This is a genomic window from Pseudomonas sp. RW407 (genome assembly GCF_003176655.1).
Taxonomy (GTDB): Bacteria; Pseudomonadota; Gammaproteobacteria; order Pseudomonadales; family Pseudomonadaceae; genus Pseudomonas; species Pseudomonas delhiensis.
Genome location: NZ_QGSL01000106.1, coordinates 433,241 through 449,205 on the forward strand (window position 1 = coordinate 433,241; position 15,965 = coordinate 449,205).

At 69.0% G+C, this 15,965-nt stretch carries 8 protein-coding genes and 1 pseudogene; 3 read left to right on the forward strand and 6 right to left on the reverse strand.

What is annotated here, in order from left to right; all coding sequences use genetic code 11:
* The 3 genes and pseudogenes from narH to DK254_RS18850 form a co-directional block, all read right to left on the reverse strand.
* Positions 1 to 594: pseudogene (gene narH / locus DK254_RS18840) on the reverse strand (nitrate reductase subunit beta); the annotation flags it as partial.
* Positions 591 to 4,355 (reverse strand): nitrate reductase subunit alpha, encoded by a 3,765-nt coding sequence (locus tag DK254_RS18845; RefSeq protein ID WP_109934995.1) that lies wholly within the window; start codon positions 4,353 to 4,355, stop codon positions 591 to 593. The pseudogene narH and the gene DK254_RS18845, both read right to left, overlap by 4 nt.
* A gap of 29 nt (positions 4,356 to 4,384) precedes the next feature.
* On the reverse strand, positions 4,385 to 7,033 hold the full coding sequence (locus tag DK254_RS18850) for an MFS transporter (RefSeq protein ID WP_109934996.1): 2,649 nt from the start codon (positions 7,031 to 7,033) through the stop codon (positions 4,385 to 4,387).
* A 330-nt stretch (positions 7,034 to 7,363) separates the two neighbouring features.
* Here DK254_RS18850 and DK254_RS18855 point away from each other — a divergent pair, with 330 nt between their 5' ends.
* The 3 genes from DK254_RS18855 (at position 7,364) to DK254_RS18865 (ending at position 10,145) form a co-directional block, all read left to right on the forward strand.
* Positions 7,364 to 9,058, forward strand: a complete 1,695-nt coding sequence (locus tag DK254_RS18855) for an FAD-dependent monooxygenase (protein WP_109934997.1) — start codon at positions 7,364 to 7,366, stop codon at positions 9,056 to 9,058.
* A 10-nt stretch (positions 9,059 to 9,068) separates the two neighbouring features.
* Positions 9,069 to 9,251, forward strand: coding sequence for a DUF2783 domain-containing protein (locus tag DK254_RS18860; RefSeq protein WP_109934998.1), 183 nt, complete (start codon positions 9,069 to 9,071; stop codon positions 9,249 to 9,251).
* Between the two features lie 90 nt (positions 9,252 to 9,341).
* Complete coding sequence (locus DK254_RS18865) at positions 9,342 to 10,145, forward strand: helix-turn-helix transcriptional regulator (RefSeq protein WP_109934999.1); 804 nt, start codon at positions 9,342 to 9,344, stop codon at positions 10,143 to 10,145.
* Between the two features lie 748 nt (positions 10,146 to 10,893).
* On the opposite strand, the gene DK254_RS18870 is transcribed toward DK254_RS18865, so the two are convergent.
* The 3 genes from DK254_RS18870 to DK254_RS18880 all read right to left on the reverse strand — a co-directional run.
* The gene (locus DK254_RS18870; protein WP_109935000.1) at positions 10,894 to 13,305 is read right to left on the reverse strand and encodes a glucose/quinate/shikimate family membrane-bound PQQ-dependent dehydrogenase; all 2,412 of its coding nucleotides are present in this window, start codon (positions 13,303 to 13,305) and stop codon (positions 10,894 to 10,896) included.
* A gap of 44 nt (positions 13,306 to 13,349) precedes the next feature.
* Complete coding sequence (locus DK254_RS18875) at positions 13,350 to 15,467, reverse strand: TonB-dependent receptor (protein ID WP_109935001.1); 2,118 nt, start codon at positions 15,465 to 15,467, stop codon at positions 13,350 to 13,352.
* 62 nt (positions 15,468 to 15,529) lie between these two features.
* On the reverse strand, positions 15,530 to 15,965 hold a 436-nt coding region (locus DK254_RS18880), incomplete at its 5' end, for a carbohydrate porin (protein WP_177412095.1).

The window sequence follows — 15,965 nt, forward strand, 5'->3', positions numbered from 1 at the left end:
CCCGCTGGGGCACGAGGCCACGCACGCCGGGTTCAGGCAGTGCTCGCACAGGCGCGGCAGGTACATCATGAAGGTGTTCTCGAACTGGCCGTAGATGTCGGCCTGGACCTGCTCGAAGTTGATGTCCTTGCGCCGCTTGGCGAACTCGGTGCCCAGCAGTTCCTCCCAGTTCGGCCCCCACTCCACCTTGTCCATGCGCAGCCCGCTGATCAGCGAGCGCGGCCGCGCCACCGGCTGGTGCTCGCCCTGGGCGGCGCTGTGCAGGTGCTGGTAGTCGAAGGTGAAGGGTTCGTAGTAGTCGTCGATCTGCGGCAGGTCGGGGTTGGCGAAGATGTTCGCCAGCACCCGCCACTTGCCGCCGATGCGCGGGTTGATGGAGCCGTCGGCGTTGCGCACCCAGCCGCCGTTCCACTTCTTCTGGTTCTCCCATTCCTTGGGGTAGCCGATGCCGGGCTTGGTCTCGACGTTGTTGTACCAGGCGTACTCGATGCCTTCGCGGCTGGTCCAGACGTTCTTGCAGGTGACCGAGCAGGTGTGGCAGCCGATGCACTTGTCGAGGTTCAGGACCATGCCGACCTGGGAACGGATCTTCATTTCACCGCCTCCTGCTGGTAGTCGTTGCCTTCGCCGTCGAGCCAGTCGATGCGTTTCATCTTGCGCACGATGACGAACTCGTCGCGGTTGGAGCCAACGGTGCCGTAGTAGTTGAAGCCGTAGGACAGCTGGGCGTAGCCGCCGATCATGTGGGTCGGCTTGGGGCACACCCGCGTCACCGAGTTGTGGATGCCGCCGCGGGTGCCGGTGAGCTCGGAGCCGGGCACGTTGAGGATGCGCTCCTGGGCGTGGTACATCATCGCCATGCCCGGGCGCACCCGCTGGCTGACCACCGCCCGCGCGGCGATGGCGCCGTTGGCGTTGTAGAGTTCGATCCAGTCGTTGTCGACCACGCCGATGGCGCGCGCGTCGTCCTCGCTGATCCAGACGATGGGCCCGCCGCGCGACAGCGTCTGCATCAGCAGGTTGTCGCTGTAGGTGGAGTGGATGCCCCACTTCTGGTGCGGCGTCAGCCAGTTCAAGGCGATCTCCGGGTTGCCGTTGCTGCGCGGCTCGGCGACGCTGGCCGCGGCCTTGGTGTCGATGGGCGGGCGGTAGACCATCAGGCTCTCGCCGAAGGCGCGCATCCAGGGGTGGTCCTGGTAGAACTGCTGGCGGCCGGTCAGGGTGCGCCAGGGGATCAGCTCGTGGACGTTGGTGTAGCAGGCGTTGTAGCTCACGTGCTCGTCCTCCAGGCCCGACCAGGTGGGGCTGGAGATGATCTTGCGCGGCTGCGCCACCAGGTCGCGGAAGCGGATCTTCTCTTCCTGCTTGGGCCGCGCCAGGTGGGTGTGGTCGCGCCCGGTGATCTTCGACAGCGCGGCCCAGGCCTTGACCGCCACCTGGCCGTTGGTTTCCGGGGCCAGGGTGAGGATCATCTCCGCCGCGTCCACCGCCGAGGCCAGCCGCGGCCGCCCTTCGGCGGAACCGTCGAGCTTGCGGTAGTTGAGCTTGCCGAGCAGCTCGACCTCTTCCTGGGTCTGCCAGGCGATGCCCTTGCCGCCGTTGCCCAGGGTGTCCAGCAGCGGGCCGATGGAGCTGAAGCGCTCGTAGGTCTCGGGGTAGTTGCGCTTGACCTCGATCAGCGAGGGCATGGTCTTGCCGGGGATGGGCTCGCACTCGCCCTTCTTCCAGTCGCGCACCTGCGCCTGGGCCAGTTCGCCGGGGCTGTCGTGCTGCAGCGGCAGGGTCACCAGGTCGGTTTCCTCGCCCAGGTGGCCGACGCACAGGCGCGAGAAGGCGCGGGCGATGCCGTCGTAGATCTGCCAGTCGCTGCGCGCTTCCCAGGCCGGGTCGGTGGCGGCGGTGAGCGGGTGGATGAAGGGATGCATGTCCGAGGTGTTGAGGTCGTCCTTCTCGTACCAGGTCGCCGTCGGCAGCACCACGTCGGAGTACAGGCAGGTGGTGGACATGCGGAAGTCCAGGGTCACCAGCAGGTCGAGCTTGCCCTCGATGGGCTCGTCCTTCCACAGCACCTCTTCGGGCTTCTGCTTGCCGGCCTCGCCCAGGTCCTTGCCGAGCACGCCGTTCCTGGTGCCCAGCAGGTACTTGAGCATGTACTCGTGGCCCTTGCCCGAGCTGCCGAGCAGGTTGGAGCGCCAGACGAACAGGTTGCGCGGGTGGTTCTGCGGGTTGTCCGGGTCTTCGCTGGCGAAGCGCAGCTGGCCGCTCCTGAGCTGTTCCACCACGTAGTCGGCGGTGCTCTTGCCGGCGGCCTGGGCCGCGGCGGCCAGGCGCAGCGGGTTGGTGCCCAGCTGCGGCGCCGAGGGCAGCCAGCCCATGCGCTCGGCGCGCACGTTGAAGTCCACCAGGCTGCCGCTGAAGTCCTGCGGCCGAGCCAGGGGCGAGAGCAGCTCCTTCACCTCCAGCTTCTCGTAGCGCCACTGGCTGGAGTGGTTGTAGAAGAACGAGGTGCCGTTCATGTGCCGCGGCGGGCGGTGCCAGTCCAGGGCGAAGGCCAGGGGCGTCCAGCCGGTCTGCGGGCGCAGCTTCTCCTGGCCGACGTAGTGCGACCAGCCGCCGCCGCTCTGGCCGATGCAGCCGCAGAGGATCAGCATGTTGATCAGCCCGCGGTAGTTCATGTCCATGTGGTACCAGTGGTTCATCCCGGCGCCGACGATGATCATGGAGCGGCCGTGGGTCTTGTCGGCGTTCTCGGCGAACTCGCGGGCAATGCGGATCATCTGCGCCGCCGGCACCCCGGTGATCGCCTCCTGCCAGGCCGGGGTGTAGGGCTTGAGCTGGCCGTAGTCGCTGGCGCCGTCGTCCTCGCCGGCGCCGCCCACGGTGGGCTGCAGGCCGCGGTCGATGCCGTAGTTGGCGGCCATCAGGTCGAACACGCTGGCCGCCAGCACCTCGCGGCCGTCGGCCAGTTGCAGGCGCTTGGCCGGCACATGGTGGTAGAGCACCTCGCGCAACGGCACGTTGGGGAAGTGCTTGCGCTCGATGCCGCCGAAGTACGGGAAGGCCACCCGCGCCACCTCGTCGTGGCGGCCCAGCAGCGACAGCGCCAGGCGCACCTCGCGGCCCTCGGCGTCCACCGGCTCCAGGTTCCAGTGGCCGGACTCGCCCCAGCGGAAGCCGATGGAGCCGCGCGGCACCACCAGGCGCTCGCCGGCCTCGTCCCAGGCCAGGGTCTTCCACTCGGGGTTGTTGGCCTGGGCCAGGTTGTCGGCGAAGTCGCTGGCGCGCAGCTGCTTGCCGGGGACCAGGCCGCCTTCGGCGCGCGGCTCCAGCTCCACCAGGATCGGCAGGTCGGTGTAGCGGCGCGCGTAGTCGGTGAAATAGCTCCGCGGGTTCTCCAGGTGGAATTCCCTGAAGATCACCTGGCCCATGGCGATGGCCAGGGCCGCGTCGGTGCCCTGCTTGGCGCTCATCCACTCGTCGCAGAGCTTGGAGATTTCCGCGTAGTCCGGGGTGATGGCCACGGTCTTGGTGCCCTTGTAGCGCACCTCGGTGAAGAAGTGCGCGTCGGGGGTGCGCGTCTGCGGCACGTTGCTGCCCCAGGCGATGAGGTAGCCGGAGTTGTACCAGTCGGCGGACTCGGGCACGTCGGTCTGCTCGCCCCACACCTGCGGCGAGGCGGGAGGCAGGTCGCAGTACCAGTCATAGAAGCTCAGGCATACCCCGCCGATCAGCGACAGGTAGCGGGTGCCCGAGGCGTAGCTGACCATGGACATGGCCGGGATCGGCGAGAAGCCGGCGACGCGGTCCGGGCCATAGGTCTTCACCGTGTAGACGTTGGCCGCGGCGACCAGCGTCTGCAGTTCGTCCCAGTCGCTGCGCACGAAGCCGCCGCGGCCGCGGATGGACTTGTACTGCTTCGCCTTCTGCGGGTCCTCGACGATGCTCGCCCAGGCCAGCACCGGATCGGCATGGCTGGCCAGCGCCTCGCGCCACAGCTGGATCAGCGCCTTGCGCACCAGCGGGTATTTCAGCCGGTTGGCGCTGTACAGGTACCAGGAGTAGCTGGCCCCGCGCGGGCAGCCGCGCGGCTCGTGGTTGGGCAGGTCCGGGCGGGTGCGCGGGTAGTCGGTCTGCTGCGTCTCCCAGGTGACCAGGCCGTTCTTCACGTAGATCTTCCAGCTGCACGAGCCGGTGCAGTTCACCCCGTGGGTGGAGCGGGCGATCTTGTCGAACTGCCAGCGCTGCCGGTAGCCGTCCTCCCAGGCGCGGCTCTCGTCGCGGGTCTCGCCGTGGCCGCCGGCGAATGCCGGCGGGCGTTTGACCAGGTAGCGCAGGCGGTCGATGAAGTAACTCATTTCTCTCCTCCTCGGCGCGGGCCGGGCGGCTAGCAGCTCACCTCGGCGTTACGGCGGGTGTAGTAGAACCAGGTCACCACGATGCACAGGGCGTAGAAGACGATGAAGCCGTAGAGCGCCCACTCCGGCCCACCGGTCAGGTCGAACGAACTGCCGAACGACTTCGGGATGAAGAAGCCGCCGTAGGCCGCCACCGCCGAGATGAAGCCCACCGCGGCGGCGGACTCCTTCTCGCTCTGCAGCGCCTGCTGCTCGGCGGGCAGCCCGGGGAACAGGCGCGGCGTCTGGATGCGGAAGATCGCCGGGATCATCTGCGTGGTGCTGGCGTTGCCGACCCCGGAGAAGAAGAACAGCAGCAGGAACATGGCCAGGAAGCCCCAGAAGGCCCCCGGCTGGTCCTTGATACCGATGAAGAACAGCACGCCGCCGACGCACGCGGCCATGGCGACGAACACCCAGAGGCTGATGCGCCCGCCGCCGAAGCGGTCGGCCAGGCCGCCGGAGAAGGCGCGGCTCAAGGCGCCGATCAGCGGGCCGAGGAAGGCGAAGCGCAGCACGTCGACCTGCGGGAACAGGTGCCCGGCCAGCAGCGGGAAGCCGGCGGAGAAGCCGATGAAGCTGCCGAAGGTGCCGGTGTAGAGCACGCTCATCAGCCAGGTGTGCTTGCGCTTGAAGATCGCCAGCTGGTCGCTGAACGAGGATTTGGCGCTGGCGATGTCGTTCATCCCGAACCAGGCGGCGAGGGTCGCGGCGATGATGAACGGCACCCAGATGAAGCCGGCGTTCTGCAGCCACAGCGGGGTGCCGGCGGCGGTCACCTGCGGCTCGCCGCCCAGGCCGCCGAACACCGCCAGGGTGATCGCCAGCGGCACCAGGAACTGCATGACGCTCACGCCCAGGTTGCCCAGCCCGGCGTTCAGGCCCATGGCCGCTCCCTTGGCCTGTTTGGGGAAGAAGAACGAGATGTTGGCCATGCTGGAAGAGAAGTTGCCGCCGCCCAGGCCGCACAGCAGGGCGAGGATCAGCATGATCAGGTAGGGCGTGTTCGGGTTCTGCACGGCGAAGCCGATCCACAGCGCCGGCACCAGCAGCGAGGCGGTGGACAGCGCGGTCCAGCGCCGGCCGCCGAAGATCGGCACCATGAAGCTGTAGAAGATGCGCAGGGTGGCGCCCGACAGCCCGGGCAGCGCCGCCAGCCAGAACAGCTGGTTGGCCGTGTAGCCGAAGCCGGCCAGCGGCAGCTTGGCCACCACCACCGACCAGACCATCCAGATGGCGAAGGCCAGCAGCAGGTTGGGGATGGAGATCCACAGGTTGCGCGTGGCGATGCGCTTGCCCCTGGCCTCCCAGAACGCGGCGTCCTCCGGGTGCCAGTCCAGCAGCACGAAGCTGCTGGGGGTGGACAGTTCCGGCAGGTCGCGGGTCTCGCGCCGCTCTGCCCACTCCACGCGCTCGGCCATGCGGATGGCGTAGTGCATCCACGCCAGGGCGCCGGCGGCGATCAGGAACAGCAGCATGAAGCAGCTCTGCCACACGCCCAGCACGTCGTTGAGCATGCCGAAGGTCAGCGGCAGGAAGAAGCCGCCGAGGCCGCCGATCATGCCCACCAGGCCGCCCACCACGCCCACGTGCTGCGGGTAGTAGCTGGGGATGTGCTTGAACACCGCGGCCTTGCCCAGGGACATGAAGAAGCCCAGCACCACGATCAGCAGGATGAAGCCGGCCAGGCTCATGTGCAGGGCGAACTCGATGTCGCCGCGCACCCCGGTGACCGTGTAGCGGGTCGGCGGGTAGCTGAGCAGGAAGGTGCACAGCACCGACATGCCGAGGGTCCAGTACATCACCCGGCGCGCGCCGTAGCGGTCGGACAGCCAGCCGCCAAGGATGCGGAACAGCGACGCCGGCACCGTGTACAGCGCGGCTATCACCCCGGCGCTGGCCAGGCCCAGGCCGAACACCTGCATCAGGTAGTGCGGCAGCCACAGGGCCAGGGCGACGAAGGCGCCGAAGACGAAGAAGTAGTACAGCGAGAAGCGCCATACGCGCAGTTCCGCCAGCGGCGCCAGCTGCTCGGCCAGCGGGACCGGCTGGTTCCTGCGCGACTCGCTCTGCGGGTCGGACTTGGCCAGCAGCAGGAAGGCCACGCCCATGGCCGCCAGCACCGCGGCGTACACCAGGGCGGCGCCACGCCAGCCCAGGGCCAGCAGCAGGAAGGGCGCGGCGAAGTTGGTGATGCCGGCGCCGACGTTGCCGGCGCCGAAGATGCCCAGCGCGGTGCCCTGGCGCCCCGGCTCGAACCAGGCGGAGGTGTAGGCCGTGCCGACGATGAAGCCGCCGCCGGCCAGGCCCACGCCCAGCGCCGCCAGCAGCAGCGTGTAGAAGTTGCCGGCGAAGGTCAGCAGGTAGACGCACAGCGCCGAGGTCAGCATCAGCAGGCCGAACACCCAGCGCCCGCCGTAGCGGTCGGTCCACAGGCCGAGGAAGATCCGCGAGACCGAGCCGGTCAGCACCGGCGTGGCCATCAGCAGGCCGAGCTGGGTGTCGGACAACCCGTACTCGTCCTTGATCTGCAGACCGAGGATGGAGAACAGCGTCCACACGGCGAAGCAAAGGGTGAACGCCAGCGTCGACAAGCCGAGTGCCCGGTACTGGTCCCGGGCGGGAGCGGTCGTAACCATGCGCACGCAGTCCCTGGCGAGCGCCTCGAATGGCGCTTGCTCTGCAGGCCTGCGGCAATTCCCGATGACCGGCGGCTACCGGTCCACAACCCACGACATTGCACCCAGGCCAATCACGGTTGATGTTGCTGCTTTCGTTATCGTGGCACCATTTCGGTGCAAGAACTGAGCGTAGACAGGTTCCGCGAGAATTCCACAACGCCCGTTCAGGAAGAGGCTCGCGGGGCGCGGCGCAAGTTGTCCCCTTGCGGGGACATCCCGGCCGCGCGCGGGGATTAGAGTCGTCGGCGAATCCGCCCACAAGCACAATAATCCCGGAGACGCACCGCGATGCACTGCCCTTCCGCCGAGCCCCGGCGCTCGCTGTATTTCGACTACCAGGTCCACCCCGCCTTCACCGCCGCCGTGGGCGCCGCGCAGGCCGAGCGGCATGCCGTGGTCATCGTCGGCGCCGGGCCCATCGGCCTGGCCACCGCGCTGGACCTGGCCCGCTACGGCGTCCCCTCGGTGCTGCTCGAGGCCGAGCAGCAAGTCAGCGAGGGCAGCCGCGCCATCGTCTTCACCCGCCGCTCGATGGAAATCCTCCAGCAGGTGGGCGTGGCCGACCGGGTGACCGCGGCCGGGCTGGGCTGGCGCTTCGGCAACTCCTTCTACCGCAACCAACTGGTGTTCCGCATGGAAGCGCCGCAGGACGCGGACGACCGCTTCGCCCCCATGACCAACCTGCAGCAGCCCTGCCTGGAGCAGTACCTGCTGGAGGCCGCCCAGGCCAACCCGCTGATCGAGCTGCGCTGGGGCAACAAGGTGACCGCCCTCGCCCAGGCCGCGGACCATGCGCGCCTGGAAGTGGACACCCCCGCCGGCCCCTACGCCCTGGAAGGCCAGTGGGTGATCGCCGCCGACGGGGCGCGCTCGGCCCTGCGCGGGCTGCTCGGGCTGAAGCTCGAAGGCGCGGCCTACGAGGGCCGCTTCGTGATCGCCGACATCCGCATCCGCCTCGACCTGCCCACCGAGCGCCTGGCCTTCTTCGACCCGCCGTGGAACCCCGGCAACACCGTGCTGATGCACCGCGAGCCCGGCGACATCTGGCGCATCGACTACCAGCTGCCGGCCGGCGAGACGCCGGAGCAGGCCCTGGCGCCCGAGTCGCTGCGCGCACGCATCGACGCGCAGCTGGCCCTGGTGGGCGTGCGGGAGCCGCAGTGGGAGCTGGACTGGTGCTCGGTGTACTCCGCCCGCGCGCTGACCCTGCCGGACTACATCCAGCAGCGGGTCATCTTCACCGGCGACGCCGCGCACCTGCTGCCGATCTTCGGCGTGCGCGGGGCCAACACCGGCTTCCAGGACTGCAACGACCTGGCCTGGAAACTGGCCCTGGCGCTCAAGGGCCTGGCCGGCCCGGCGCTGCTGCCCTCCTACAGCCACGAGCGCGTCGGCGCGGCGCGGGAGATCATCGCCGAGGCCGGCAAGAGCACCCGCTTCATGACCCCGCCCACGCCCGGCCAGCGCCTGGTGCGCGACGCCGTGCTGTCGCTGTCGCTGAGCCAGGCCTTCGTCCGCCCGCTGTACCACTGGCGCACCTCGCGGCCCCACGACTACGCCGACTCGCCGCTGAACTGCCGCGACGACGACGATGCGCAGTTCCCCGCCGGCCCGCGCCAGGGCGCGCCGCTGCCGAACATCCGCCTGGGCGAGGACGACTACCTGTTCGACCACCTGGGCGCCGCCTTCCACCTGCTGTACTTCACCGAAGCCGGCGAACTGCCCGGGGACCTCCGGGCCCAGGCCGCGGCCCTGCGCGAGCGCGGCATCCCGCTGCGCATCCTGGCCATCGGCGCGGCCGACGCGGTGGACGGCGCCGACCTCAGCCTCGCCGACGCCGACGGCCACCTGCGCGACAAATACGGCGCGCAACCGGGCTGCGCCTACCTGGCGCGCCCCGACCAGCACGTCTGCGCGCGCTGGCGGCAATTGAGCGGCGCCGCGCTGGGCCGGGCCATCCACACCGCACTGGGCAACGCCTGAGGAAGCCACCATGCAGACACTGACCATCGCCGGGCTGGAAACCGTCTACGAGCAACTGGCCGACACCCTGGACCGCGCGCCCGAGGGGCAGCGCGAGCTGTTCCTGGTCAAGCTGGCGCTGCTCGCCGCCGAGGCCCTGGCCGACCCCGCGCGCTTCGCCGAACTGACCGAGGCCGCCCTGCTGGACCTCTGAGCCCGGCCGATCCCCGGTCCGCCACGACGGCGGCCGGGGTGCTACAGTGGCCGGCGCCCGCAACCACCAGAACCCCGGAGGGATGTCGCGATGCAGTACTGGCCCCTGCGCGCCGGCAGCGTCGAGCACAGCCTGAACCTCGGCCACGCCGCCAGCCTGTTCGCCCGCGTCGGCGGCAACCGCAGCCGCACCCTGGCCGCCGACCTGCTGCAGCTGATCGGCCCCGGCGTGCCCCTGGCGCAGTGCACCATCTTCGCCTACGCGCCGCGGCGCAACCCGCAGGTGTTCTCCTTCGCCGACCGCGCCCGCGATGTGGCGCTGCCGCGCATCTCCCACAACTACGCCGAACGCTTCTACAGCCAGGACGGCAACCAGCAGGCCATGGCCCACGGCGGCCCGGCCGAGCGCATCCTGGTGCAGCGCCAGGGCATCGACGACATCGCCCACCCCGAATACCGCCGCGTGTGCTACGAGCAGCCGCGCATCAGCGAGCGCGTGGCCCTGCTGACGCACTGCGAGAACGAACGCTGGCTGTCGCTGAACTTCTACCGCGGCCGCGAGCACGGGCACTTCTCCGCCCGCGAGATGGACTACCTGCAAACCCTCGCGCCGCTGCTGATCCAGGCCGTGCGCCTGCACTACCAGGCCTGGCTGCAGGCCAACGAACTCCCCCTGCTGCTGGCCGAACGCGTAACCGCCCGCCAGCCGGGCCTGACCCTGCGCGAACAGACACTGCTGCGCCTGATGCTGACCGGCGCCGACACCGACGCCATCGCCACGCAACTGGGCGTACGCCCCTCCAGCGCCGCCACCTACGTCAAGCGCCTGTACCGCAAGCTGGGCATCGGCGGGCTGCGCGAACTGATCGGCCTGGCGACGCAGGCGCAGTGGTAGCGGCTGATAACCGCGAACGGTTATGCGCCCTACGCCGCACCAAGGAAGCGAGAAGTGAGGCCTATGGCCTTCCCGCAAAGAGCTTGTTGGCGAGTGGACCGGATGCGGTGGTGCATCGGTTCACCACTGCCCCTCTCCCTAACCCTCTCCCTGAAGGGAGAGGGGACCGTTGGGCAGGGTTGGGTGTTCTGGTGCTAGCCGGCAACGCCAAGAGTTTCCGGCTGAAGCCAAGCCTTCTCTCGACTCGGGCAAGCTCCCTCTCCCTGAAGGGAGAGGGACCGTTGGGCAGGGTTGGGTGTTCTGGTGCGAGCCGGCAACGCCACAAGTTTCCAGCTGAAGCCAAGCCTTCTCTCGGCTCGGGCAAGCTCCCTCTCCCTGAAGGGAGAGGGGACCGTTGGGCAGGGTTGGGTGTTCTGGTGCGAGCCGGCAACGCCAAGAGTTTCCAACTGAAGCCAAGCCTTCTCTCGGCTCGGGCAAGCTCCCTCTCCCTGAAGGGAGAGGGGACCGTTGGGCAGGGTTGGGTGTTCTGGTGCTAGCCGGCAACGCCAAGAGTTTCCAGCTGAAGCCAAGCCTTCTCTCGGCTCGGGCAAGCTCCCTCTCCCTTCAGGGAGAGGGCTGGGGAGAGGGAACGGAGTCAATCCGATGCACCACCGCATCCGGCCCACTCGCAAACGGGCTCTACCGGCACCCCAAACGAAAACACCCGCGGATCTCTCCGCGGGCGTTTTTCATTGCCGCGCCCGTGCCCTCAATCCGGCAGCGCGAAGGCCATCACGTAGTCGCCCTGGCGGGTGCCGAGGGAACCATGCCCACCCGCCATGACCAGCACGTACTGCTTGCCGTCCTTGCCGGTGTAGGTCATCGGGGTGGTCTGGGCGCCGGCTGGCAGGCGGCCTTCCCAGAGGACCTTGCCGTCGCGCAGGTCGTAGGCGCGCAGGTACTGGTCCAGGGTGCCGCTGAGGAAGCCCAGGCCGCTGGCGGTGGTGATCGGACCGCCGAGGCTGGGCACGCCCATGGTCAGCGGCAGCGGGACCGGCGAGCTGTCGCGCACGGTGCCGTTCTTGTGTTTCCAGATCACCTTGTGGGTGGTCAGGTCGACCGCCGCCACGTAGCCCCAGGCCGGGGCCTGGCACGGCAGGCCGACGGGCGACAGGAAGGGCGCCATGATCACGCCGTAGGGCGCGCCGGCGTTGGGCTGCACGCCCTCGGTCTCGCTCTTGCGCGCAGGGCCCCCGGCGACTTCCTCGCTCGGCACCAGCGTGGACTTGAAGGCCATGTAGTCGGGGTTGACGAACATGATCTGACGCACCGGGTCGACCGATACGCCGCCCCAGTCGAACACCCCGAAGTTGCCCGGGAACACCAGCGAGCCCTGCAGCGACGGCGGGGTGTAGATGCCCTCGTAGCGCAGCGACTTGAAGTCCAGGCGGCAGAGCATCTGGTCGAACGGCGTCACGCCCCACATGTCCTTCTCCTGCAGGGTGGTGGGCATGAAGTTCAGTTCGGACATCGGCTGCGTTGGCGCGGTGTGGTCGCCTTCCACCGCGCCCTGGGGCACCGGGGTTTCGTTGATCGGCACTATGGCCTCGCCGGTGCGGCGGTCGAGCACGTAGATACTGCCCTGCTTGGTCGAGGCCAGCAGCGCCGGCCTGATGCCGTCGGCGGTCTTCAGGTCGACCAGGGTCGGCTGGCCGCCCACGTCCATGTCCCACAGGTCGTGGTGGGTGAACTGGTGGGTCCAGCGGACCTTGCCGGTGTCGATGTCCAGGGCGGTGACGCCGGCGCTGAACTTCTCGGCCTCGGGGGTGCGGTTGCCGCCCCACTGGTCGGGCATCTGGTTGCCCATGGGCAGGTAGACCAGGCCGAGCTTCTCGTCGACGCTGGCCACCGACCACATGTTCGGCGAGTTGCGGGTGTAGGTCTTGTCGGCGGCGATGGGCGCGGTGGCCTCGGGGTTGCCGCTGTCCCAGTTCCACACCAGGTGGCCGTCGCGCACATCGTAGGCGCGGATCACCCCGGAGGGCTCGTCGGTGGAGACGTTGTCGGTGACGTGGCCGCCGATGATCACCAGGTCGCGGGTCACCGCCGGCGGCGAGGTGGAGTAGTAGCCGCCGGCAGTGAAGCTGCCGATGTTGGCGCGCAGGTCGATCTCGCCCTTGTTGCCGAAGCCTTCGCAGACCTTGCCGGTGTCGGCGTCGAGGGCGATCAGGCGGGTGTCGGCGGTGGGCACGAACAGGCGTTTCGGGCAACTGCCGGCGGCCGGCGCCGGGCTGGCGACGGTAGTGCCGTCGGCGGCCTTGGCGGCGTAGGCGGCTTCATCGTGGTAGGCCACGCCGCGGCAGGTCATGTGCGCCCAACCCTTGAAGTTGGCCGCGTTCTGCGTGCTCAGCTTGGGATCGAAGCGCCAGAGTTCCTTGCCGGTGTCCGGGTCCAGGGCGATCACCTGGCTGTGCGGGGTGCACACGTAGAGCTTGCCGTTGACCTTCAGCGGGGTGTTTTCCGCGGTGGTCTCGCCCGGGTCGTTCGGGCCGGGCAGGTCGCCGGTGCGGAAGGTCCAGGCCAGCTTCAACTGGTGGACGTTGTCCGGGTTGATCTGCGTGAGCGGCGAGTAACGGTCGCCGAAGGCGGTGCGCCCGTAGGCCTGCCAGTCGCCCTCGGGCTGGGCCGGGGCGGCGTTGGGCACGCCGGCGCTGGCGCGGTCGATGCGCCCTTCGATGCGGCCCGGGTTGGTGAACTGCGAGGCGATGGCGCTGGCGCCGGCCAGCACCACGGCCAGGCCCAGCAGCGCGGTGGCCTTGGGCGCGGGGCCCGCGGCCAGCAGCGGGCGGCGCAGCCAGGGCAGCAGCAGGACGATGCCGAGCACGAACCACAGCGCCAGGCGCGGCACCAGCTGCCACCAGTCCAGGCCCACTTCGTACCAGGCCCACAGGGTGCTGCCCAGCAGGAACAGCGCGTACAGGCCGATGGCGGCGGCGCGGCCGAGCAGCAGCAATACGCCGGTGGCGACCAGCACCACGCCGGCCACCAGGTAGTAGAGCGAGCCGCCCAGGCTCAGCAGCTTGACGCCGCCGGCCAGCAGGGCCAGGCCCATCAGCAGCAGCAATAGTCCGAGCAGGCTCGGCAGCAGGCGTGGCCTGCCAAACGCACCGTCAGTGCTCATGCGTGTTCTCCTTCAGTCTTTCAGTGAGCGGGTACTGCTTGGGTTCAGAACTGGTATTCGAGGCCAGCGCCGGCGTACCAGGAGCGCCCCGGGGCGGCCTCGTAGTAGCGGCCGTTGCTGTCGCCGACGATGACCGAGCCGACGTACTGGCGGTCCAACAGGTTGTCCAGGCGCAGCAGTTGGTGGAACGTCCAGGGGCCGTAGCGCTGTTCGAAGCGCGTGCGCCAGTTGAACACCGCGTAGCTGGGCGCCGGCTTGTCCTCGTTGCTGTCTTCAACATAGACCTTGCTGCGGTACTGCCCCTCGAAGCCCATGCTGATGTCCTGGCGCGGCTTCCACACCAGCTCGCCGTAGAGGCTGCTGCCGGGCACGCCGGGCAGGTGGTTGCCCTTCTCGATGGTGCTGCCGCCCTCGACGAAGTCCTGGTCGTAGGTGGCCTCCAGGCGGGTGTAGGCGAGGGTCGCGTCCCACTGTTCGTTGAGCTGGCTCTGCACGCCCAGTTCGAAACCGCGGCGCAGGGTCTTGCCGGCGTTCTGGTAGCTGGTGCGGCCGCCGGTGGAGCTGGCGACGACGATTTCGTCGTCGGTGCGGATTTCGAAGACCGCTGCGTTGATCCGAGTGTTGCCGCCGACCTTGGCCTTCAGGCCCAGCTCGTACTGGGTGCTGGTGGCCGGGTCGAGGCCGAAGTTGAAGCTTTCCACCAGGCCCGGGGCGTAGGCCATCTCGGCCTGGGTCGGCGTCTCGAAGCCCTTGCCGGCGCTGACGTAGCCGTGCAGCTCGGGGGTGAAGGCGTACATCACCGACAGCGACGGGGTGTTCTTCTGGTACTTCTTCGAGCCGCTGGAATCGCCGTTGGCCAGGTAGCGGTCGTCCACCTCCATCTTCATGGTGCTGTGGCGCAGGCCGGCGTCGAAGGTCCAGTCGCCCAGCTCCCAGCGCGCCTGCACGTAGGGGTCGAGGCTGGTGGCGGTGTCGTCCTCGTCGCGGCGCAGCTCGCCCTTCACCCCCAGCAGGTCGCCGCTGTAGTTCTGGTAGCCGTGGCGGTCGTCGCGGCTGCGGTCGTAGTCCACCCCGGTGGTGACGGTCAGTTCGCCGGGCACCCCCTGCACCGGCTGGATCCAGCGCAGGGTGCCGCCATGGAACTCGCGGTCGAAGTCCACCACGCCGCCGCCGCGCTGGGTGTTGGAGACCACGCCCCTGGGGATCGACAGGTACTGGATGACGCTGCGCTGGCCGGCGTAGAGGTTGAACTGCAGGGTGGCATCGCCGAAGTAGCGCTCGTAGTTCATGCCCACCTGCTGGTGGTCGATGCTCTTGCGCGTGTTGTAGGTCTCGGCCACCGACGCTACCGAGCGCGGGTCGTGCTTGTAGGCATCCCAGGTCTGGCCCAGCGGGTCCTGGGTGCCGTTCTGCTCCAGGCTGCTGTAGATCAGCGCCAGGCGGCTGTCGTCGTCGGGCCTGAAGTTGAGCTTGGCGAAGGTCTGGTCGCGGCGCGCGGCGCTGTGGTCGCGGTAGCCGTCGGTGTCCATGCGCGAGGCGTCGAGGAGGAAGCCGGCCTTGTCGTTGCCGCCCTCGGCGTAGAGGTGGTTCTTGTTGAAGCCGTCGCTGCCGAAGGTGGTCTCGGCGCCCACCCTGGGCGGGCCGGCACCGTCGCGGCTGAACATCTGGATCACCCCGCCGGCGTTGCTGCCGTAGAGGGTCGAGGCCGGGCCGCGGAGCACTTCGATGCGCTCGGCGACGTCGAGGTTAAGGGTGGCCGCCTGGCCCTGGCCGTCGGGGGTGCTGGCCGGGATGCCGTCGCTGAGCAGCTTCAGCCCGCGGATGCCGAAGGCCGAGCGGGCGCCGTAGCCGCGCGAGGAAATCTGCAGGTCCTGGGCGTAGTTCTGGCGGTTCTGCACCACCAGGCCGGGCACCCGCGGCAGCACCTCGGAGAGGTTCACGCCGAGCTGGCCGTCGCCGATCCGCGGCTGCTGCACGGTGTCGATGGAGAACGGCAGGTCGAAGCTGGACACCGGCGCGTAGGTGCCGGTGACGACCATCGGGGCGAACACCTCGTCGGCGGGCACGGCGCTGTCCTCGGCGCCGGCGGCGTGGCTGGCGCTCAGCCCCCAGAGCAGCAGCGACGGCTGCAGCAGGGCGAGCGGGAGAAAACGCGGGGGCATGCTGGGGTTCCTGCTCCTTGCCCCGGGAACGGGCCGGGGCCTTCTGCTGATGGCGTGGCGGTTCAGAAGCTGGACTGGATCTTCAGCCCGGCGACCAGGGCGTTGTCCACCTCGTAGACGCCGCCAGGATGCTTGATGTACTGCAGGTTCGGCCGCACGGTCAGCCAGTTGGTGACGTGCACCCCGTAGTACAGCTCGGCGTCGTACTCGCTGTGCTGCACCGGCTGGAACAGCGGGTTGTCGTAGTCGTCGATACCGGACACCGCGTTGATCTGCTTCTGGTGCCTGGTCACGTCGTCGTTGATGTGGATACGCGCCACCGCCAGGCCGATGTCGTCCTTGGGCCGCGCATCGAACAGGCCTTTGTAGACCATGCCGGCCTGCTGGTAGTTGTCGATGCTGTTGGTCGCCTGGTCATGCACGGTGAAGTTGGCGAACAGGCTCAGGCCGCGCGAGGCATCGCCGTCGTGGGCGGTCACCTGCTGCTGCGCCACCACC